The 18,416-nt window shown below is 63.1% G+C and carries 21 protein-coding genes; 13 read left to right on the forward strand and 8 right to left on the reverse strand.

The annotated features are described in order from the left end of the window. Positions 1 to 26: 26 nt before the first annotated feature. Complete coding sequence (locus tag X726_RS162830) at positions 27 to 959, reverse strand: alpha/beta hydrolase (protein WP_023668228.1); 933 nt, start codon at positions 957 to 959, stop codon at positions 27 to 29. Positions 960 to 1,099: 140 nt separating this feature from the next. On the opposite strand from X726_RS162830, the gene X726_RS25930 reads away from it, so the two are divergent. From X726_RS25930 to X726_RS162815, 4 genes are all read left to right on the forward strand, one after another. Further along, the gene (locus X726_RS25930; RefSeq protein ID WP_198037275.1) at positions 1,100 to 1,990 is read left to right on the forward strand and encodes an alpha/beta hydrolase; all 891 of its coding nucleotides are present in this window, start codon (positions 1,100 to 1,102) and stop codon (positions 1,988 to 1,990) included. Continuing rightward, entirely contained in the window at positions 1,987 to 2,436 is a 450-nt protein-coding gene (locus X726_RS162825; RefSeq protein WP_023668231.1) for a MarR family transcriptional regulator, read from the forward strand. The genes X726_RS25930 and X726_RS162825 overlap by 4 nt, the downstream gene beginning before the upstream one ends. Before the next feature lie 98 nt (positions 2,437 to 2,534). Next, positions 2,535 to 3,548, forward strand: a complete 1,014-nt coding sequence (locus tag X726_RS162820; protein ID WP_023668232.1) for a ribonuclease — start codon at positions 2,535 to 2,537, stop codon at positions 3,546 to 3,548. Between the two features lie 70 nt (positions 3,549 to 3,618). Beyond that, positions 3,619 to 4,233 carry a hypothetical protein gene (locus X726_RS162815; RefSeq protein WP_031194875.1) on the forward strand — a complete coding sequence of 205 codons (615 nt, stop codon included), beginning with the start codon at positions 3,619 to 3,621 and terminating at the stop codon, positions 4,231 to 4,233. A 5-nt stretch (positions 4,234 to 4,238) separates the two neighbouring features. Here X726_RS162815 and X726_RS162810 read toward each other — a convergent pair whose 3' ends face one another. Then, the gene (locus X726_RS162810) at positions 4,239 to 5,525 is read right to left on the reverse strand and encodes a GGDEF domain-containing protein (protein WP_023668234.1); all 1,287 of its coding nucleotides are present in this window, start codon (positions 5,523 to 5,525) and stop codon (positions 4,239 to 4,241) included. Positions 5,526 to 5,759: 234 nt separating this feature from the next. On the opposite strand from X726_RS162810, the gene ettA reads away from it, so the two are divergent. The 5 genes from ettA to X726_RS162785 all read left to right on the forward strand — a co-directional run bounded on the left by ettA (position 5,760) and on the right by X726_RS162785 (position 10,021). Then, positions 5,760 to 7,409 (forward strand): energy-dependent translational throttle protein EttA, encoded by a 1,650-nt coding sequence (ettA, locus tag X726_RS162805; RefSeq protein WP_023668235.1) that lies wholly within the window; start codon positions 5,760 to 5,762, stop codon positions 7,407 to 7,409. Positions 7,410 to 7,471: 62 nt separating this feature from the next. Continuing rightward, entirely contained in the window at positions 7,472 to 7,720 is a 249-nt protein-coding gene (locus X726_RS162800) for a DUF6290 family protein (RefSeq protein WP_023668236.1), read from the forward strand. Further along, the gene (locus X726_RS162795) at positions 7,717 to 7,983 is read left to right on the forward strand and encodes a type II toxin-antitoxin system RelE/ParE family toxin (RefSeq protein ID WP_023668237.1); all 267 of its coding nucleotides are present in this window, start codon (positions 7,717 to 7,719) and stop codon (positions 7,981 to 7,983) included. Before X726_RS162800 ends, X726_RS162795 begins: the two co-directional genes overlap by 4 nt. Then, entirely contained in the window at positions 7,980 to 8,768 is a 789-nt protein-coding gene (gene tam, locus X726_RS162790) for a trans-aconitate 2-methyltransferase (protein WP_023668238.1), read from the forward strand. The genes X726_RS162795 and tam overlap by 4 nt, the downstream gene beginning before the upstream one ends. 131 nt (positions 8,769 to 8,899) lie before the next feature. Then, positions 8,900 to 10,021, forward strand: a complete 1,122-nt coding sequence (locus X726_RS162785) for a beta-ketoacyl-ACP synthase III (RefSeq protein WP_023668239.1) — start codon at positions 8,900 to 8,902, stop codon at positions 10,019 to 10,021. Here X726_RS162785 and X726_RS162780 read toward each other — a convergent pair whose 3' ends face one another. Beyond that, positions 10,022 to 10,588 (reverse strand): isoprenylcysteine carboxylmethyltransferase family protein, encoded by a 567-nt coding sequence (locus X726_RS162780; RefSeq protein WP_023668240.1) that lies wholly within the window; start codon positions 10,586 to 10,588, stop codon positions 10,022 to 10,024. 196 nt (positions 10,589 to 10,784) lie between these two features. On the opposite strand from X726_RS162780, the gene X726_RS162775 reads away from it, so the two are divergent. Further along, positions 10,785 to 11,396: a molybdenum cofactor sulfurase gene (locus X726_RS162775; protein ID WP_023668241.1), complete on the forward strand. Its 612-nt coding sequence runs from the start codon at positions 10,785 to 10,787 to the stop codon at positions 11,394 to 11,396. 59 nt (positions 11,397 to 11,455) lie between these two features. Here X726_RS162775 and X726_RS162770 read toward each other — a convergent pair whose 3' ends face one another. Next, positions 11,456 to 12,298: an SDR family oxidoreductase gene (locus X726_RS162770; protein WP_023668242.1), complete on the reverse strand. Its 843-nt coding sequence runs from the start codon at positions 12,296 to 12,298 to the stop codon at positions 11,456 to 11,458. 145 nt (positions 12,299 to 12,443) lie between these two features. Next, entirely contained in the window at positions 12,444 to 13,406 is a 963-nt protein-coding gene (locus tag X726_RS162765) for a D-amino acid aminotransferase (RefSeq protein ID WP_023668243.1), read from the reverse strand. Positions 13,407 to 13,558: 152 nt separating this feature from the next. Here X726_RS162765 and X726_RS162760 point away from each other — a divergent pair, with 152 nt between their 5' ends. Beyond that, complete coding sequence (locus tag X726_RS162760) at positions 13,559 to 14,065, forward strand: hypothetical protein (protein ID WP_023668244.1); 507 nt, start codon at positions 13,559 to 13,561, stop codon at positions 14,063 to 14,065. 6 nt (positions 14,066 to 14,071) lie between these two features. Here X726_RS162760 and X726_RS162755 read toward each other — a convergent pair whose 3' ends face one another. Together X726_RS162755 and tsaA are read right to left on the reverse strand one after the other, a co-directional pair. Beyond that, positions 14,072 to 14,386: a DUF2293 domain-containing protein gene (locus tag X726_RS162755; RefSeq protein WP_023668245.1), complete on the reverse strand. Its 315-nt coding sequence runs from the start codon at positions 14,384 to 14,386 to the stop codon at positions 14,072 to 14,074. Further along, positions 14,383 to 14,889, reverse strand: coding sequence for a tRNA (N6-threonylcarbamoyladenosine(37)-N6)-methyltransferase TrmO (gene tsaA, locus X726_RS162750; protein WP_023668246.1), 507 nt, complete (start codon positions 14,887 to 14,889; stop codon positions 14,383 to 14,385). The genes X726_RS162755 and tsaA overlap by 4 nt, the downstream gene beginning before the upstream one ends. A 166-nt stretch (positions 14,890 to 15,055) precedes the next feature. On the opposite strand from tsaA, the gene X726_RS162745 reads away from it, so the two are divergent. Further along, positions 15,056 to 16,078: a metalloregulator ArsR/SmtB family transcription factor gene (locus X726_RS162745; protein ID WP_023668247.1), complete on the forward strand. Its 1,023-nt coding sequence runs from the start codon at positions 15,056 to 15,058 to the stop codon at positions 16,076 to 16,078. After that, positions 16,078 to 16,995, forward strand: coding sequence for a methylenetetrahydrofolate reductase [NAD(P)H] (gene metF, locus X726_RS162740; protein ID WP_023668248.1), 918 nt, complete (start codon positions 16,078 to 16,080; stop codon positions 16,993 to 16,995). Before X726_RS162745 ends, metF begins: the two co-directional genes overlap by 1 nt. A gap of 449 nt (positions 16,996 to 17,444) precedes the next feature. Here metF and X726_RS162735 read toward each other — a convergent pair whose 3' ends face one another. After that, a complete protein-coding gene (locus X726_RS162735; RefSeq protein WP_023668249.1) occupies positions 17,445 to 18,362 on the reverse strand; it encodes a DMT family transporter in 918 nt (305 codons plus the stop codon). Positions 18,363 to 18,416 lie beyond the last annotated feature (54 nt).

Raw genomic sequence — 18,416 nt, forward strand, 5'->3', positions numbered from 1 at the left:
ACGGGCCTTGCGGTGGGCCAGCGATGTCAGCGTTTGAGCACGCTATCGGCCCAGGCAGCGAAATCGTCCATGACGACATCGCGGTTCACCTCGTTCAGGCTTTCGTGGCGGGTGTCGGCGTAAACCTTTGAAACCAGATTCGAAAAGCCCATCGCGCGCATGCGTTTGGCGAGATGATCGATGCCCTTGCCATAGTCGGAGGCCGGATCCTTCTCTCCGCCGACGATGCTGACGGGCAGGTCGCGCCTGATGCCGGCAAAGCCGGAATCCTTGCCGCCTTTCTGCGTCATCTCCACGACATCGCGCCACATCGAGATCGAGGCATCCCAGCCGCACAGCGGGTCGGCGATGTACTTGGCCACTTCAGCCTCGTCGCGCGACAGCCAGTCGAACGGCGTCTTGTGGTTGGGCACCGCCTTGCCCCAGGTCTGGAAGGTCAGCCTTGGCAAGACGCGTGAGGGAACATCGGAGCCGAGCCTGAAGCGCTCATAAGCGAGGATGGCGAGTGCAAGCCGACCAAGCAGGCCTTGTGAGAAATTGCCGTTCCAGATCGCCGCGGCGTGGACGCGCGGCGAGTGCGCCAGCAGGTAGTTGAGCGCCACCGACGCACCCATCGAATGGCCGAACAGGATGACCGGCAGGCCGGGCTGCTCCTTCGCAATCAAATCGTGGACTGCGTCGACATCGGAGATCACCTTGGCCGGGCCGCTTGTGCCGGCGAACCTGCCGAGCGGGGCATCGGGCGCCTTGGTCGCGCCATGGCCGCGATGGTCGTGGACGTAGACATGAAAGCCGCGGGTGCTGAGGTAATCGGCGAAGCGGGCATAGCGCGCGGCGTGTTCGGCCAGGCCGTGATTGACCTGGACTACCGCGCGTGGAGAGCCCCCCGCGTGCTTCACATAGAGATTGAGCGTGGCCCCGGTCGGTGAGGCCAGCGTCGTCTGCTTGTCAAATGCCATGTCTCGCTCCCTTGGCGACTGTTGGGCGACGGCGTGACCGACGTCAAGGGGGGTCGAAATCAGCCGGCGTCACTATTGACAGTGTGCTGTCAATTTGGCTATATGACAGCATACTGTCAAATTACATCGGGAACATGAGCATGAAAACCGTTTCGACCGTTTCGCGCCGCGCGTTTCTGCTGGCGAGCCTTTCATCCGCAATGCTCCTGCCCGGCATTGCTTCCAGCCAGACCAGGGAGAAGACCATGAAGACCTCAACCATTGCCGGCCCGCAGGGCCAGCTTGCCGGCTACGACATCAAATCCGGCGGCGGCCTGCCGATCCTGTTCGCGCATGGCGATTGCAGCCGCGCCACACAGTGGAACCGGGTGATGCAGCTCACCGCAGGTGGCCGTGAGGCGGTCGCCTTCGATTTTCGCGGCCATGGCGCATCGGCGCCTGCAGCTGATGCCGACTACGGCTATGACGGCCGTGCCGACGATATTGGTGCGGTGGCCGATGCGTTCGGCCTGAAGCGGTTTGTCCTCGTTGCACATAGCGGCGGCAGTGGGGCCGCGCTCGCCTATGCCGCCGGCCATGCCGACCGTGTTGCCGGCATCCTGCTGGTCGATCCGGCGACCGATCCGCGCGCCCTGCCCAAAGAGATTCGCGACGGGTTCGTGCGCGATCTGGCGGGGCCAAACGGCGGCGACGTCCTGAGCGCTTATTACACCTCGATCGCCGGATCCAATCCAGATGTCCGCAAACGGGTCCTCGCCGATGCGGCGGTGGTCGATCCGGCGGCTCGGGCAGGCGTCGGCAAGGCGCTGGCGGAATGGAATCCCGAACCGACGCTCGACGCCTATCACGGGCCGATCTTCGTGCTGGCCACGGAGGCCAATGACAATGCGGCGGCCCTGTTTCGGCTGCGCAGCGGAATTGGCCACAGAACCGTCGCCGGTTCCGGCCATTGGGTGATGCTTGACAAGCCGGAGGCGGTGGCTGAAGCCGTCAACACTTTCGTTTCCACCATCCAGGCCGGCCAGAAATGACAAGCAGGACCGAAGCCGGAGATGTGCTCACCGAAGTTGTGCTTGCCGTGTTCCGGCTGAATGGCGGGTTTCTCGACGCGGCCGACCGGCTGGCGGAGCCTGCCGGGTTGACGGCGGCGCGCTGGCAGGTTCTGGGCGCGGTGCTGAAGGAGCCAAAATCGGTGGCCGACATTGCCCGCGACATGGGGCTTGCCCGTCAGAGCGTGCAGCGCCTTGCCGACATTCTGGCCGCCGAAGGGCTCGCCGCCTATGCGGACAACCCGGCGCACCGCCGCGCCAAGCTCCTGGCGATGACCGATGCGGGCCGGGCCGCGATCAGGGATATCGGCACGCGCCAGCATGTCTGGGTCAACCGCATCAGCGAGGGCATCGAGCCTCGCGTGCTTGAGACCGCGCTTGATCTGCTGCGTATGTTGACGAAGCGGGTCGAGGAGGGCGGGGTCTGATCGACCGAGCGATTGTTTTTTGCGGCGGACGAAAGAAATCGTAATTCTGACATGTCACACGTTTCTAGCTTGCGCTATGAAACGCTAGGAGTGCTGGAATGCGGATATCGGCGATATGGGGTGCGGTGTTGGTGGCGCTGGCCGGTCTCGGCCTAGCGCGTGCCGATGTGAAGATGAGCGGCTCCTTCGTGGCCGATGCCGCCTGTCCAGCAACGCAGGCGATCAAGAGCGGCAAGAACCCCGGCAATATCGCGACAACGGCTGGACAGAGCTACGATCTCCTGGCCGGCAACAAGGATGCGCCGACGCATTACCTCATCCGCGTGCCGGGCGCCGATCCTGAGCGCCGTTGGGTCAAGATCAGCTGCGGCCATGTCTCAGGCGGCAGCGCGTCGACTGAGCCGGCCGCGCCCGCCGATCAGGGCAAGCCTGCGGCGCCGGCTTCAGGAAAACCCGAATATGTTTTCGCGCTTAGCTGGCAGCCGGCCTTCTGCGAAACCAAGTCGAGCAAGCCCGAGTGCCAGGCGCAGACGGCGGGCGGCTTCGACGCGTCGCATTTCACGTTGCATGGGTTCTGGCCGCAGCCGAACGGCAATTTCTATTGCCAGGTGCCGGCGAGCGACAAGGCCAATGACAATCCGGCCCATTGGGCAGACCTGCCGCCGGTCAACCTCGATGCCAATACGCGCGCCGAACTCGACCAGGTGATGCCTGGCACCGCCTCCAAGCTCGAACGGCATGAATGGATCAAGCACGGCACCTGCTACGGCAAGAGCCAGCAGGAGTATTTTGCCGAGGCGCTGAACCTGATGCGGGCGGTGAATGCCTCGCCTGTGCGCGAGCTCTTCACCAGGAATGTCGGCAAGCAGCTGACTTCGGACCAGATCCGCAGCGCCTTCGACAGCGCCTTCGGCGCCGGGTCGGGCGCGCGGGTGCGTGTCTCCTGCCTGGTCGATCCGTCGAGCGGCAGGCGGCTGATCGGCGAGCTGACGCTCGGCCTGACCGGCCCGATCGGCCCCGACAGTTCGCTGAGCACTCTCATGCTCGCCTCGGCGCCGACGACCAAGGCGGGCTGTCCGAAGGGCTCGGTCGATGCGGCCGGGTTCCAGTAGGATATCCGTCTGTCGCTTGGCAGTGACGCGGTGATATGGTCTGGATGTGTTTCATTCGGCGGGGGTGGCGATGAGTGGCATGACATCAGGCGCGCTGGCGCGGCTGGCTTTCTGGGCCAGGGGGATGACCGCCATAAAAGACGGCCGCATGGAATGGCCGGGCTTTTCCTATACCGATGCCGAGTGGGCGCGCATGCGCGTGCTTGCCGCGCCGATCGGGGCAAGCCGCTACCAGCTGTTCACTTGGGTCAATGCCGCGATCTTCATCGCCATTGCCGCGCTCGGCATCGTCTGTGTCTTCCTGCCGCTGGCGACACTTTTGTTTCCGGTGCCGGCCGACACCAGCGCGCTCAAATTCTCGGCTCTGCTGGCGGCGTGTGCCTTCCTCATAATCGGGCTCGGCTTGCCGATCTCCATGCGCCTGTCGAGCGCGTTGGCCATCTCTCGGGAGATGCGCGCCGGTCTTGTCGGCGAAGCCGGTGACGAAGCGCTGGCAGCAAAAGTGTCTTGGCAGATCAACCGCATCATGCTGGTCATGTGCGGCCTGCTGGTGCCCGGCATTCTGTTGTTCATCGCTTATGACATCGATGCCAGTCCGATCATCACCGTGCTGAAATGGCTGGCCATCGCGCTGATAGCCGTTTCAGTTGCGGTCGGCGCGTTGCAGCAGCGCAAGCGGAGCTGACAGCCTTATCCGCTGACGCCACGCGTGGGCAATGTCCACGCAGTTAGGTCTTCGGCATCGTCATGCGCTTCGCCGACGACGCGGTCACGCCCGGTGGACTTGGCCCTGTAGAGACGCTCGTCGGCAAGGGCGAAGAGATCGGCAAGCGAGCCTACGGTCTCATCGACAGTGGCGATGCCGGCGCTGACGCTGATGTCGAACCGGTTTACGCACGCTTTGACGGCCTGGCGGAGGTTTTCTCCGAGCAACCTGGCGACCGCATGCGGCTGCGAGCAAAGGATGGCGAACTCCTCGCCGCCGATCCTGAAAACCTGATCGTGTGCGCCGGCCGCCTGGGTCAGCACCTGGGCGATCGATCTCAGCACCCTGTCGCCCTCGGCATGGCCGAAGCGATCGTTGATCGACTTGAAATGGTCGACGTCGACGATCAGCAGGCTGAGCGGTTGGGCCGTGCGCAGGCTGACGGCAACCAGACGTTCGCCGTCGCTGTCAAAGCGTCCCCTGTGCAACAGGCCGGTGAGGCCGTCGCGGCCGACATGTTCGACCAGGGCTTCGTAGCGCTCGCGATAGGTCAAGGTGTTGAAGACGTCGGACAGCCCGCGCGGTGCCACGACCTGACGCGTTTCGAACCATCTGAGGTAGGCGACAAGCATGGCGCTGTAGGCAAAAGCGGCACCCATCTTCGCGAACCAGCCGCCGAAGAAGACCGCGATCGGTGCGCCGGCGACGAAATGCAGGGCGGTGAAAAATCCGGCCTGGTCGAAGGTGAGCACGCAGGCGACGCAAATCAGGATGCGGGAGAACGGCGCCTTGCGCAGATAACGCCGGAGCTTTTCGTAAAGCAGGATGATCAGGATGGCGTCGATGAAGAGCAGCGTCGTGCCCCATACCATCAACCAGCCCATCTGGTCGATGAAGCCGATATCGGGAAGCTTGCCGTCGGAAAGAGCTGAAATATCGTGCAGGCGCAGGATCAGGACCAGCCCGATCATCAAGGCGTTGCCGAGCAGCAGGCCATAGATCGGCTGGCGCACCGTGGCCGCATCTTCCTTCATGTAGAGCAGAAGCAGCATCACCAGCTTGCCGGAGAACAGCACCGCCGAGCCTGGCGAGACCATGCCGAAGGGCAGGGCGACATAGAAGACGCTGGCGAGATAGGTTTCGAGGAAATGCATGGCGCCCAGCGCGCAGACGAAGACGCCGAGGCCGATGCGATCCCTGAAGCGGAACAGCGTGACCATGACGCTGAAGTAGACGACCGCTTCGGCAAGGAGCAGGAAACTGTTCAGCACTACCTTCGGTCCGATCTTTACTTTCGATCGCGACAGGCCAGCGATCAATCCTGTTTTGACGCTGAAGGGTTAACCGGGGATTTCAACGCTCCCTACAACCGGCGGAAAACTTAACGTGCGGTGTACACCCGGCTTGAAATGGCAAAAGCGATTGCCGTTCGGCCCGGCATCGCCTACATAGCGGCCAACCTCCATTCAATCCGACATTTCGGTCAATCATCAAGGAAAGCGCGCGTGGCACGCCAGTTCATCTATCACATGGCCGGCCTCAACAAGGCCTATGGTACCAAGAAGGTGCTTGAGAATGTTCATCTCTCCTTCTATCCCGACGCCAAGATCGGCATCCTCGGCCCCAACGGCTCGGGCAAGTCGACGATCCTCAAGATCATGGCCGGGCTCGACAAGGAGTGGAACGGCGAAGCCTGGCTCGCCGAAGGCGCCACCGTCGGCTATCTCGCGCAGGAGCCGGCGCTCGATGCCAACAAGACGGTGTTCGAGAACATCATGGAAGGTGTCGCCGCCAAGACCGCCATCATCGAGCGCTACAACGAATTGATGATGAATTATTCCGACGAGACAGCTGACGAGTCGGCCAAGCTCCAGGACGAGATGGACCGGCTGAACCTGTGGGATCTCGAACAGCAGGTCGAAATGGCGATGGAAGCTCTGGGCTGCCCGCCCAAGGATTCCGAGGTCACCAAGCTTTCAGGCGGCGAGCGCCGACGCGTCGCGCTCTGCCAGTTGCTGCTGCGTCAGCCCGACCTCTTGCTGCTCGACGAACCGACCAACCATCTCGACGCCGAAACCACGGCGTGGCTGGAAAAGCATCTGCGCGCTTATCCGGGCGCCGTGATGATCATCACCCACGATCGCTACTTCCTTGACAATGTCACCGGATGGATCCTCGAGCTCGATCGCGGCCGCGGCATTCCCTATGAAGGCAACTACACCAAATATCTCGAAGCCAAGGCCAAGCGCCTCAAGCAGGAAGGCCGCGAGGACGACGCCCGCCAGCGCGCCATCGGCCGCGAACGCGAGTGGATCCAGTCCAGCCCGAAAGCCCGCCAGACCAAGTCCAAGGCGCGTATCCAGGCGTTCCAGGACCTGCTGGATGCAGCCGACAAGCGGCGTCCGAGCGATACGCAGATCGTCATTCCGCATGGCGAGCGGCTCGGCAATGTGGTGATCGAGGCGGAAGGCCTGTCGAAGGGCTTTGGCGACACGCTTTTGATCGAAGGCCTGGAATTCAAGCTGCCGCCGGGCGGCATCGTCGGTGTCATCGGCCCGAACGGCGCCGGCAAGACGACGCTGTTCCGCATGATCACCGGCCAGGAAACGCCGGATGCCGGCTCTGTGCGCGTCGGCGAAACGGTGAAGCTCGGCTATGTCGACCAGAGCCGCGATGCGCTCGATCCGTCAAAGACGGTGTGGGAGGAGATTTCCGGCGGCGCAGAAGTGGTCAAGCTCGGCAAGTTCGAGGCCAACACGCGCGCCTATTGTGCGTCGTTCAACTTCCGTGGCGGCGACCAGCAGCAGAAGGTCGGCAACCTCTCCGGCGGCCAGCGCAACCGCGTGCATCTGGCAAAAATGCTGAAGACCGGCGGCAATGTGCTGCTGCTCGACGAACCGACCAACGATCTCGACACCGAAACGCTGGCGGCGCTCGAAGACGCGCTGGAAAATTTTGGTGGCTGCGCGGTCATCATCTCGCACGATCGTATGTTCCTCGACCGTCTGGCCACCCACATCCTCGCCTTCGAGGGCGACAGCCATGTCGAATGGTTCGAGGGCAATTTCGAGGACTACGAGCAGGACAAGATCCGTCGTCTCGGCCCCGAAGCCGTCAACCCGCACAGGATGACCTACAAGAGGCTGACGCGGTAGGGCTGCGGCGATCCGTTGCAGGCGGTGTGCGTTTGACCTAGATTGATCGGATGGAGTCGTCCATGATCACAGTCAAACTGCCGCAAAAAGCCGAGAAACTGCTGGCCGAAATGGCCAAGGCCAGCGGTCGCACCGCCGACCAGGTTGCAGCCGAAGCGATCCTCGAGGCCATCGAAGATTGGCACGACGCCGCAATTGCGGACGAACGCCTGAGAGATGATGACGGTGTGCGCATTCCGCTGGATGAAGTGATCCGGAAGCTCGAACGTCGTGAAGCCGAGGAGCGTCGCAAGAAGCCTGCCGCTGAATGACCTGGCGTGTCGAGTTCACGCCGCGCGCCGAGAAAGACATCGAACGGCTTTCGACGAAAGATCAACGGCGCATCCTGGAGTTCCTGAATCAGAGAGTTTCAGCGCATCCCAATCCGAGAGCCCTTGCCAAGCGCCTGACGGGCACAAAGGAAGAAGCTTGGCGGTTTCGTGTCGGTGACCACAGGATCATTACTCAGTTCCAGGACAGCCGGCTTGTCGTGCTGGTCGTGGAGGTTGGCAACCGTCGTGAGGTTTATCGATGAACAGCACAGCCGCAAAACGTGACTGGTCCGCCGCCCAATATCTGAAATTCGAGGATGAGCGGACGCGGCCCGCGCGCGATCTTGTTGCGCAGGTGCCGGTGGATTTCCCGCGCCGGGTGGTCGACATCGGCTGCGGCCCGGGTAATTCGACCGAGCTGCTGGTCGAGCGCTGGCCGGATGCTGATATCAGCGGCTTCGACACCTCTCCCGACATGATCGAGAAGGCGAAGGCGCGCCTGCCCAGCGTCAATTTCGACCTCGCCGATGCCTCGACATGGCGACCGGCCGAGCCGGTCAACGTCATCTTCGCCAATGCCGTGTTCCAGTGGCTGCCCACCCACCCGGTAGTGTTCCAGCGGCTGATGGGCTTTCTCGCCCCCGGTGGCGCGCTCGCCGTCCAGATGCCCGACAATCTGCTTGAGCCGTCGCATCAGGTGATGCGCGAGACGGCCGCCGAAATGCCGTTCGCCGCCAAGATGGCAGGTGCTGCGCGCGGACCGCTGCCGGCGGTGTCGTTCTATTATGATCTCTTGTCGCCGCTCTCCGACCGGGTGGATATCTGGCATACGGCCTACAATCATCCGCTGACCGACGCCGAGGCGATCGTCGAATGGGTGAAGTCGACGGGGCTGAAGCCTTTCCTCGATCCGCTGGACGCCGGCGAGCGCAAGACCTTCCTCGACAGCTACACGGCCAAGATCACCGAGGCCTATCCGAAGACCGCAAACGGCAAGGTGCTGCTGCGCTTTCCGCGTATCTTCATCGTCGCCAAGCGGGCCGGCTAGCACTCCCGATGACATCCGGCCACAGCCTATGGTTTAAGCCGGCGTAAACCGGTGGGGTGAGAAAAGTGTTGTGTCGCGCCCCTTCGTCGTTCACATGAGAACGACAACGCCTGCGCATGGACGGACTGGATATGCATCGCGTCATCATCAGCGGCATTGGCGTTGAAATCCCTGAAGCCAAGATCACCAATGAAGAACTGGTCGCCAGCTTCAATGCCTGGGTCGACACCGAGAATGCACGCCGGCAAGGCACGGATGAGACGCTGCTGCAGAAATCCGACAGCGCCTTCATCGTTCATGCCTCGGGCGTCCAGACCCGGCATGTGATCGAGCGCGAAGGCATTCTCGATCCGACCCGCATGGCGCCGCGCATTCCGGCGCGGCCCGACGATGCGCTGTCGCTGCAGGCCGAGTTCGGCGTCGCCGCAGCCAGGAAGGCGCTCGACCATGCCGGCCTGAAGCCGTCCGACATCGACCTGGTGATCTGCTCGGCCTCGCACCAGCAGCGGCCCTATCCGGCGATCGCCATCGAAATGCAGGAGGCGCTGGGCACCAAGGGCGCCGGCTTCGATATGGGGCTTGGTTGTTCATCGGCCGCGGCCGCCTTGCACATTGCGGCCAATCTGGTGCGGGCGGGCGCGCACAAACGCGTGCTGGTGGTCACGCCGGAGATCATCACCGGCCATCTCAATTTCCGCGACCGGCAGACGCATTTCATCTTCGGCGATGCATCGGTGGCGATGGTGGTCGAGGGGCTGGGCGAGGGCGAGAGGCGGCCGGGGCGTTTCGAGGTGCTGGACACGCGCACCTGGACGCAGATGTCGAACAATATCCGCACCAATCTGGGCTATCACACCCGCACCGCCCAGGACGATCCTTACATGATCAACCTCGAAGGCAATCTGATCAAACAGGTCGGCAACAAGGTGTTCAAGGAAGTCACCGTCGCCGGCCACAAATTCATTGTCGAATTCCTCGCCGAGCACGGGCTGACGCCGCAAGCCATCAGGCGATTCTGGCTGCATCAGGCCAATGCGCGAATGAACGCCATGATCCTGAAACTGGCCTTCGGCCACGAGGTCGACCATGACCGCGCGCCGATGGTGCTGGAGCGGCTCGGCAACACCGCCGGCGCTGGCGCCATCATCGCGCTGTCGGAAAACCACGCCGACATGAAGCCCGGCGATTTCGGCGTGCTGTGCGCCTTCGGCGCCGGCTATTCGATCGGCGGCGCGCTTTTGCGGATGCTGTAATCAGGCCGGCATGAACGGCACCAGCATCGGTACGCTGCGGGCATAATCGTCATAGGCGTTGCCGAGTTCTCCGCGCAGAAAGCGTTCCTCCAGCCTTGCCTTCATGACGATGCCGATGGTGAGAAGAATCGCGCCGGCGATTCCCCAGACCGTGCCTTTGGCCGCCATTGTGGCAAGCATCGCCAGAAGCAGTCCGGTATAGATCGGGTGGCGGACCATTCTGTAGGGACCGGTGTCGACGACACGGTGCTCGGCCTTGGCCGTCACCGAAGCCGACCAGAGACGGCCGAGATGCAACCGCGCCCACCAGGCGAACAACAGGCCAACGGCAACAAGCCCTGCGCAGATCCACGCTTCGGCAAGGGTCGGAAACCAGAATCGCAGCCGGCCGGCATAGCCATGCGCGGGAATGAACAGCAGCACCGCGCCGATCAACCACAAAGCGCGATAGCGAAGCTCCTCCTGGATGCCGGCACGCTTTTTCGCCGGGTCGGCCCAGAAGGCGGCTAGAAACCAGGACACGACCCAGATCAGCCAAAGCAGCGCGATTGCAGTCCCGGGACGCATGGAAACCTCCGCAGACTTGTCTCACCATGAGGCCGGTGCAGCACGGCGGCAATGCGGCGCAGTACGATAGGATATGCGATCCGCGGTAAGAAGATCGTGATCGGCTGCCATCAGCCCGCTTGATCGGATCATCATTGCTTTGGACTGGACCGGGCTCATGGCTATCGCTAATGCGACCTTGCACAAGGAGTAAGCCATGCTGGATCTTTTCCCTGAGGCTCCGATCGAGATCATTTCAGCGCGAAAACTCGTAGCCAGGGTGACGGCGCTCTACGCCGCACCGTCGAATCACTTCCAGACGCGCCCGGTGGAAGCATTGCAGCTCGGTTTCGAAGGCATCGACGGCGACTTCCACGCCGGCGCCACCCGTCGTTCCGGCGGTCGCGAACCCTGGTATCCGCGCGGCACCGAAATCCGCAACGAGCGGCAGATATCAATCGTAGCAGCGAATGAACTCGGCGTCGTTGCCGAGCGGATGGGGCTGGCCGAGATCAAGCCGGAATGGATCGGCGCCAATCTGCTGATCGAAGGCGTGCCGCATCTCTCGATGCTGCCGTCAGGCACGCTGCTGTTCTTCAGAGATGGCGTGACGATCAAGGTTGATGCGCAGAACGGACCTTGCCGGCTTGCCGGACGTTCGATTGCCGAAAACGCCGGGATGGCCGATCCGGAGGCCGGCGCGCTGGCCTTCCCGAAGGCGGCGAAACGGCTGCGCGGCCTCGTTGCCTGGGTCGAGAAACCGGGTCGTATGACAACAGGGGAAGAGATCTCGGTGCGCGTGCCCGAGCAGTGGATTTATCGATCCTAGCACCGGGCTAGGGCAAGGGCTGCGCCGCCGGGGCGACGCAGCCGGATTTCAAGACGCGCTCAGGCCGCCTTGCGGTTCTTCTTGGCGCCCTGCGCCTCGACGGAAACGTAGTCCCACTTTTCCCACAGCGCGATGCGGTTGGCGTATTCCTGCTTGATCATCGGCAGGCCGCCATCGCCGAAGAAGACGCGCAGCGGCGGCTCGGCCGCGTCGACGATTTCAAGCATCGCCGGTCCGGTGGCCTCGGGGTCGCCGGCGACCGAGTTGGCGCGGCGTTCCGCCATCTTGGCTCGGGCCGGCGCGTAAGCCTCGATCGCTTTGGAGACCTTGGCCGAGGCGCCGGACCAATCGGTGGAGAAGCCGCCCGGTTCGACAAGCGTCACATGGATGCCGAATTCGGCGACCTCGATGCTGAGCGACTGGCTGAAGGCTTCGAGCGCCCATTTCGAGGCATGGTAAAGGCCGAGCGACGCAAAGGCGTTGACGCCGCCGATCGACGAGATCTGGATGATATGGCCGGAGCCCTGCGCCCGCATGATCGGCAAAGCCGCCTGGGTGACCCAGAGCGCGCCGAACACATTGGTCTCGATCTGGTCGCGAGCTTCCTGTTCGCTGACTTCCTCGATGGCGCCGAAATGGCCATAGCCGGCATTGTTGATGACGACGTCGAGCCGGCCAAAGCGCTTGTGCGCCTCGGCGATGGCCGCATCGACAGCCTTCTTGTCGGTGACGTCGAGCTTGATCGCGGCGACATTATCGCCGTATTTCGCGACGAGATCGGCGAGCGTGCCGGCATCGCGCGCGGTTGCGGCGACACGGTCGCCGCGAGCGAGTGCGGCCTCGGCCCAGACTCGGCCAAAGCCTTTCGACGATCCGGTGATGAACCAAACCTTGCTTGTCATGACGTGGAATCCTTGCCCATGCGGGCCGTGAACTGGGAAGCGGAGGCTTCTCCGCTTCCGCGATATACGGTGCGTCGAGCGATTTTCCAGAGGCGAGGGGGAATCTTTTTGGTCACGTCATCGTGTGGAGCAGGACCTTCGCCGGTCAGGGATAGCGCACCGGGCTCGACCAGGCCGGGTCGTCATGCTTTTGCCAGTAGAGCGCCATCAAGCGCTTTGTGATCCCGCCTATCTTGCCGTCGGCGACAGCAGCGCCGTCGATCACTGTCACCGGCATGATGCCGCCGGCGGTGGAAGTGATGAAGACTTCGTCGGCAGCCTTCAGCGCGGCAACGCTGACGTCGACGGCCGTGGTGGGAAGCGCTGCCTCGGCGCAGAGGTCGAAGACGGTGCGCCTGGTGATGCCGGGCAGCACGCCGGCGGCTGGCGTCGACAGCCTGCCGTCCTTGACGCAGAACACGTTGAAGCCGGGGCCTTCGGCGACATTGCCGTTGAAGTCGAGAATCAATGCGGTTTCGGCCCCACGGTCATAAGCGTCGTAGAGGCCGCGCACGAGGTCGAGCCAGTGGTAGTTCTTGATCGCCGGATCGATCGAGACCGGCGGAATGCGCACCTTGTCGCTAATGGCGACATGCAGGCCGCGCCGCAACTGCTCGGCATTGGCGACCGAGCCGAAGGGAACTGCGAAGGCCATGAAGCGGTTGACCGCCTGGCGCGGATCGCGGCTGAAGGTCGGCGAGGCGCCGCGTGTGCACAGCATTTCGACATAGGCGGCGCGATGGCCCGACAGCGCCACGCAATTGTGCAGAATCTCGGCCACACCATCGCGGTCGGACGGGATCGTCATGCGCAGTTTTTGCAAGCCGGCGAAGAAGCGGTCGAGATGCAGGTCGAGTCGGAAGAAGCTCCCGTCCCAGACATGCACGGTGTCGTAGGTGGCGTCGGAATGCAGAAAGCCCCAATCCAGCACCGAGATCTTGGCTTGCGACATCGGCAGATACTGACCATCGAGAAAGGCGATGCCGTCGGGATAGGAATGCGGATCGATATGGCGATCCGACAAAGCCGGCAATGGCACAATGCTACCGGCTGCTGCGCTTCGGTTCATGGCGATTGGTCCCTTCGGCTTGATGCGGCAGATTCAAGCTAGTGGTCCCCTGCAGGCGGCATAGGGCCACCCAACCATCGCTGTTTGTCCTAGGTAGCACATTCGATATGCCCTATGGTCCGGCTTGAAAATATCCGGCCGGGAGGGGCAAAATGGGCAGATCTTTTCGGACCATCAGCTTTGCAATTTTCCTCGTCTTCGTCACTGGCCATACCTTCGCGCAATGCGCTCGCGAGGGCGAGGCGCTGTGCCAGAACGGCCAGACCTATCGTTGCGAGAAGACGGGCAGCGAGCTGACGCCGATCTTTCAGAACGTGCCTTGCGTGGTCAACGCGGCGGGGCTCAACGGCGTCTGGACCGGCAGCGGTCATCAAAGTCCGGCCGGTGCTGCCGGCGCCGATTGGGCGATCGCCATGACCATCGGCGATGGCGCCGCGTCGATCGACTATCCGTCGCTCGGCTGCGGCGGATCGTTGACCCAGATTTCTCGCGACGACAGTTCGGCGGAATACCGGGAAAACATCAGCTACGGCCAGGACAAGTGCATCGACGGTGGCGGCATCACCGTCCGATTTTTCAAAGGGAACCTGTCCTGGACCTGGGTTGGCCAGGCCGACGGCCAGCCCTACAATGCGGTTGCCGTATTGAAGCGACGGTAGCTGAAGTTATTCCTCTTCGTCCTCTGCATCGAGCAGGCGCGTGGCGCGCCAACGGGTCAGCACCATGTTTGTTTGCTCGATGACGAAGAACCGCGCCGAGTCGCGGTCATAGCCCTCGGCCAGCAGCTTTTCATAGTCGGTATGGCCGTGCCTGATATGGGCGATCGTCGCCAGCCAGACCGCGATGCCCGGCGGCAGCGTCTTCATGTGCACGGCGCCGGCCTCGGTGCGGATTTTCTCCATATCGGCATAGGGCGCCAGGGGCAGCAGTGCGGTCAGCGCCTTGGCGATGGCGCGGCGGCGGCCGGTGGGCGCGCTCATTTTTCGTCACGCCCGGCAATGGTCGCCTCGGGAAAGGCGTCGGTCGAGGCGAAATAGGGCTTGATGTCGATCACCGGGGTGCCGTCGAGCACATCGATGGCGTCGATGGCGATGCGGCCGTTGTCGATGTCGACGGCGATCAGGCCGGCGATATGCAGCCCGACTGGGTTCGGCCGGGCAGGGGAGCGCAGTGAGAAAACGCCTTTCGGCTCAGCCGCATGGCGGGGTCTCTGGACAATCAGTGCCCGCGGCGCGTGATGCAGCCAGGACAGGATGACGATGTGGCTGGCCCGCTCCAGCGCAAGCAGGCCGTCGCGATAGGGTGGGTCGATGAGAACGGTGGCCGCCTGTCCGGTCTCGCGGGCGGCGCGCATGTTCTTCGGGCAGCTTTCGCGCGTGGTCCATGGCGAGGCGATGCGGCCGATAAACACGATATGGCCATCCGCCGGCATGTCAGCCGGGTCAGTCTGCAGGAGCTTTTCGCCGTCGCGCGTCTCGAACATGGCTTTCGCCCTAGCACAAGTTTCTAGCCGATCGTCAGGGAAAAGCGGTTCTCTCAGGCGGGGACCATGTGTGCGGCATTTTCTTGTCAGGAAGCGACATAGGCCTTGCCATGCCGCCAAAGCTGACATAAACATATGTTTATATCTTTTCAACGAGAATACGCCAATGCATGTTTCGCTCGATACGATGGTTGATACGTTGAAGGCTGCGGCCGAATCGAGCCGGCTCCGCATCCTGGCGCTGCTGTCGCGCGGCGATCTCACCGTGTCCGACCTCACCGAGATCCTCAGCCAGTCGCAACCGCGGGTGTCGCGGCATTTGAAGCTGCTGCTGGAGGCCGGGTTGATCGGCCGCTACCAGGAGGGCTCGTGGGCCTTCTTCCGGCTGTCGGATACGGATTCCGCGCGCGACTTAGTGCTGCGGCTGGTCTCCGGCATTCATGGCGCCGATCCGCAGGTCGAGCGCGATCTAGAGCGGCTGGCGTCGGTCAAGCGCAAACGGCAGGACCGCGCCGCCGAATATTTCTCCGAGAACGCCGCCAGCTGGGACCATATCCGCTCGCTGCATGTGCCGGACCGCGCGGTGGAAGCCGCACTCCTCAAGCTGGTCGGCAAGCGGCCATTCCAGTCGATGCTGGACCTCGGCACTGGTACCGGGCGGCTGCTGGAGATATTCTCACCGCTCTACCGGCGCGGCGTCGGCATCGACATGTCGCGCGAGATGCTGACGGTGGCGCGCGCCAATCTCGACAAGGCAGGCATTGCCAATGCGCAGGTCCGCCAGGGCGACATTTTCGCGCCGCCGGTTGAGCGCGACGCCTTCGACCTCGTCACCATCCATCAGGTGCTGCACTATCTCGATGACCCGGCACGCGCCATTCGCGAGGCGGCGCGGCTGCTGCGTCCGGCGGGCCGGCTGGTGATCGTCGACTTCGCGCCGCATGCGCTGGAGTTCCTGCGCGACCAGCACGCGCATGTCAGGCTGGGCTTTTCCGACCGGCAGATCTCCGAATGGTTTGCCGAGGCCGGGCTCGATCTCGAGGATGCCCAGGAATTCGAGCCGCGCGGCGGCAACGAAGCCAGGCTCACCGTCAAGCTGTGGCTTGGCCGCGACCGCCGCATGCTGATGGCCGAGCCTTCCAATGATACCCAACCCACCAAAGCGTACCCTATGGGGGAAATCGCCTGATGAACCAGTTCCGCTTTTCCCGCCGTCCCGACATTGGCGACAAGGTCCGCGTCTCCTTCGAGTTCTTCCCGCCGAAGACCGATGAGATGGAAGCCAGGCTCTGGGACACCGTCACCAGGCTGGAGCCGCTGAGGCCGAGATTCGTCTCGGTGACCTATGGCGCCGGCGGTTCGACGCGTGAGCGCACGGCCCGCACGGTCAAGCGCATCCTGAACGAGACGACGCTGACGCCGGCGGCGCACATGACCTGCGTCGACGCTGCCCGCCATGAGGTCGACGCCGTCGTCCGCGAATTCGCCGATATGGGCGTGAAGCGCTTCGTCGCCTTGCGTGGCGATCCGGCGGCCGGCGTCGGCACCGCCTACCGGCCGCATCCCGATGGCTATGCCAATGGCGCCGAACTTGTCGGAGCGCTGAAGGACGCCGGCGATTTCGACATCTCGGTCTCGGCCTATCCCGAAAAGCATCCGGAAAGTCCGGACTTTGCCACCGACTTCGACATGCTGAAGCGCAAGGCCGACAATGGCGCGACGCGGGCGATCACCCAGTTCTTCTTCGACAACGATCTCTACGAGCGTTATGTCGAGAAGGCGCGCCGTGCCGGCATCTACATCCCGATCGTGCCTGGCATCCTGCCGGTGCACAATTTCACCCAGGTCGCCAATTTCTCGGCGCGCTGCGGCGCGCTGGTGCCGGCATGGCTGGCCGAGCGTTTCGAAGGGCTGCACAACGATCCGCAGACGCATGCGCTCGTGGCGTCTGCCGTGGCGGCCGAGCAGGTGCTCGATCTCGTCGAGCGCGGCGTCAGCGACTTCCATTTCTACACCATGAACCGGGCCGACCTGGTGTTTGCCATCTGCCATATGATCGGCATCCGCTCCCACGAAACAGAGGCAGCTGGATCCGCCGCCGCCTGAGCTTCATCGTGGTATGAAATCTGAAATGCAAAAGGCCGGGCGAAACACCCGGCCTTTCGAATTTGTGGGCTATTGCTGCTGTTCTTCCGCTCCGGCGGTTACGGAAGAACACCTATGATAAGGGCGCCAATGAAGGCAAATGCAGCACAGATCATCAATGCGTTGATTGGCCTCGTAAGTCCCATGTCATAGTCTCCTCTTCAAGAGCTATGGGTGGAGTCTAGGGGCATTTGTGCCACAGGCAAGCGGAAAATATGCTGCAATGCGACGCGATTGTGGAATTTGCGACCTGCCACCTGCCGTTAAGCGTTGAAACTCTTCGGCAAAAGCCGCTGGCAGCCTGTGAATAAATTGTGACGCGGCCGTGGCGAAAGCGAGGCATGGCAGCGCTACCAGACCTAAAGCGCGTCGTTGTCCCAAAACCGCTGCGCACTTTTGGTCGACAGGCATTAGCGCCGACCAAACAACCGCCCGTCGATCGTCAACAGGCCAAGCGCGATCAGTGCCATGCCGCAGAACTCAAACAGAGCGAGCCGCTCGCCGAGGAACAGGAGGCCGAGCAGGATGGCGCTGGCCGGGACGATGAGCGTGACCAGCGAGGCGTTGGTGGCGCCGGCCGAGGCGACGACGTTGAAATAGAGGATGTAGGCGAAGGCGGTGGAGAGCAGCGCCAGCGCCAGCACCGCCGTCCAGACCGGCGGCGAGGCCGAGAACAGGCCGGCCGGGCCATAGGTGAGCAGCACCACCGGGATCATGATGATGGTCGACGCCGTCAATTGTCCGGTGGCGATGACCGGCGAGGGCACGCCCTTGAAGCGGCGGGCAATCATCAGCGCGACGGCGTATGACAGCGAGGCGCCGATCAGCGCGAATTTCGCCCAGACCGGGCCGCCGAGCCCGGCCAGCAGGCCGGGGCCGATCATGACAGCGGTGCCGGCGATGCCGAGCCCGATGCCGGCAAGCTTGTTCCAGGAGAGCTTTTCGTCCGCTGTCAGCGCGTTGGCGAGGATCAGCGTCCAGAACGGCGTCGTCGCATTGAGCACCGAGGCGACGCCGGCGCCAAGCGCGGTCTGGCCGGCAAAGATCAGCGAGAACGGGACGACATTGTTGGCGAGCGCCAAAAGGAAAAACAGGCCGGCATGCGGGAAGGCGAGGCGGAAGGACGGACCGCGAATGCCGAGATAGAGCTGCAGTGCAATGGCCGCAATGGCAACGCGAAACAGCACCAGCACCAGCGGGTGCATTTCGGCAACGGCGATGCGGGCAAAGAAGAACGAGCCGCCCCAGATGGCGCCGAGCAGCAGAAGCTGTCCCCAGTCCCTCAGCGTCATCGGTCCGCGCTGCACGGCTGTCGTGGCTATTGCCATCGTGAACGTCCTTCCCCGCGGCATCAATGCCAGCCACTCAGGCAGAAGGCATAT

Origin of the sequence: Mesorhizobium sp. LSJC285A00 (genome assembly GCF_000503155.1) — a bacterium.
Taxonomy (GTDB): Bacteria; Pseudomonadota; Alphaproteobacteria; order Rhizobiales; family Rhizobiaceae; genus Mesorhizobium.

What these genes read in the sequence shown, in the direction of transcription:
- X726_RS162830 (WP_023668228.1), bottom strand. Translation starts at nt 959, where the DNA reads ATGGCATTTGACAAGCAGACGACGCTGGCCTCACCGACCGGGGCCACG.
- X726_RS25930 (WP_198037275.1), top strand. Translation starts at nt 1,100, where the DNA reads ATGAAAACCGTTTCGACCGTTTCGCGCCGCGCGTTTCTGCTGGCGAGC.
- X726_RS162825 (WP_023668231.1), top strand. Translation starts at nt 1,987, where the DNA reads ATGACAAGCAGGACCGAAGCCGGAGATGTGCTCACCGAAGTTGTGCTT.
- X726_RS162820 (WP_023668232.1), top strand. Translation starts at nt 2,535, where the DNA reads ATGCGGATATCGGCGATATGGGGTGCGGTGTTGGTGGCGCTGGCCGGT.
- X726_RS162815 (WP_031194875.1), top strand. Translation starts at nt 3,619, where the DNA reads ATGAGTGGCATGACATCAGGCGCGCTGGCGCGGCTGGCTTTCTGGGCC.
- X726_RS162800 (WP_023668236.1), top strand. Translation starts at nt 7,472, where the DNA reads ATGATCACAGTCAAACTGCCGCAAAAAGCCGAGAAACTGCTGGCCGAA.
- X726_RS162795 (WP_023668237.1), top strand. Translation starts at nt 7,717, where the DNA reads ATGACCTGGCGTGTCGAGTTCACGCCGCGCGCCGAGAAAGACATCGAA.
- tam (WP_023668238.1), top strand. Translation starts at nt 7,980, where the DNA reads ATGAACAGCACAGCCGCAAAACGTGACTGGTCCGCCGCCCAATATCTG.
- X726_RS162785 (WP_023668239.1), top strand. Translation starts at nt 8,900, where the DNA reads ATGCATCGCGTCATCATCAGCGGCATTGGCGTTGAAATCCCTGAAGCC.
- X726_RS162780 (WP_023668240.1), bottom strand. Translation starts at nt 10,588, where the DNA reads ATGCGTCCCGGGACTGCAATCGCGCTGCTTTGGCTGATCTGGGTCGTG.
- X726_RS162775 (WP_023668241.1), top strand. Translation starts at nt 10,785, where the DNA reads ATGCTGGATCTTTTCCCTGAGGCTCCGATCGAGATCATTTCAGCGCGA.
- X726_RS162770 (WP_023668242.1), bottom strand. Translation starts at nt 12,298, where the DNA reads ATGACAAGCAAGGTTTGGTTCATCACCGGATCGTCGAAAGGCTTTGGC.
- X726_RS162765 (WP_023668243.1), bottom strand. Translation starts at nt 13,406, where the DNA reads ATGAACCGAAGCGCAGCAGCCGGTAGCATTGTGCCATTGCCGGCTTTG.
- X726_RS162760 (WP_023668244.1), top strand. Translation starts at nt 13,559, where the DNA reads ATGGGCAGATCTTTTCGGACCATCAGCTTTGCAATTTTCCTCGTCTTC.
- X726_RS162755 (WP_023668245.1), bottom strand. Translation starts at nt 14,386, where the DNA reads ATGAGCGCGCCCACCGGCCGCCGCCGCGCCATCGCCAAGGCGCTGACC.
- tsaA (WP_023668246.1), bottom strand. Translation starts at nt 14,889, where the DNA reads ATGTTCGAGACGCGCGACGGCGAAAAGCTCCTGCAGACTGACCCGGCT.
- X726_RS162745 (WP_023668247.1), top strand. Translation starts at nt 15,056, where the DNA reads ATGCATGTTTCGCTCGATACGATGGTTGATACGTTGAAGGCTGCGGCC.
- metF (WP_023668248.1), top strand. Translation starts at nt 16,078, where the DNA reads ATGAACCAGTTCCGCTTTTCCCGCCGTCCCGACATTGGCGACAAGGTC.
- X726_RS162735 (WP_023668249.1), bottom strand. Translation starts at nt 18,362, where the DNA reads ATGGCAATAGCCACGACAGCCGTGCAGCGCGGACCGATGACGCTGAGG.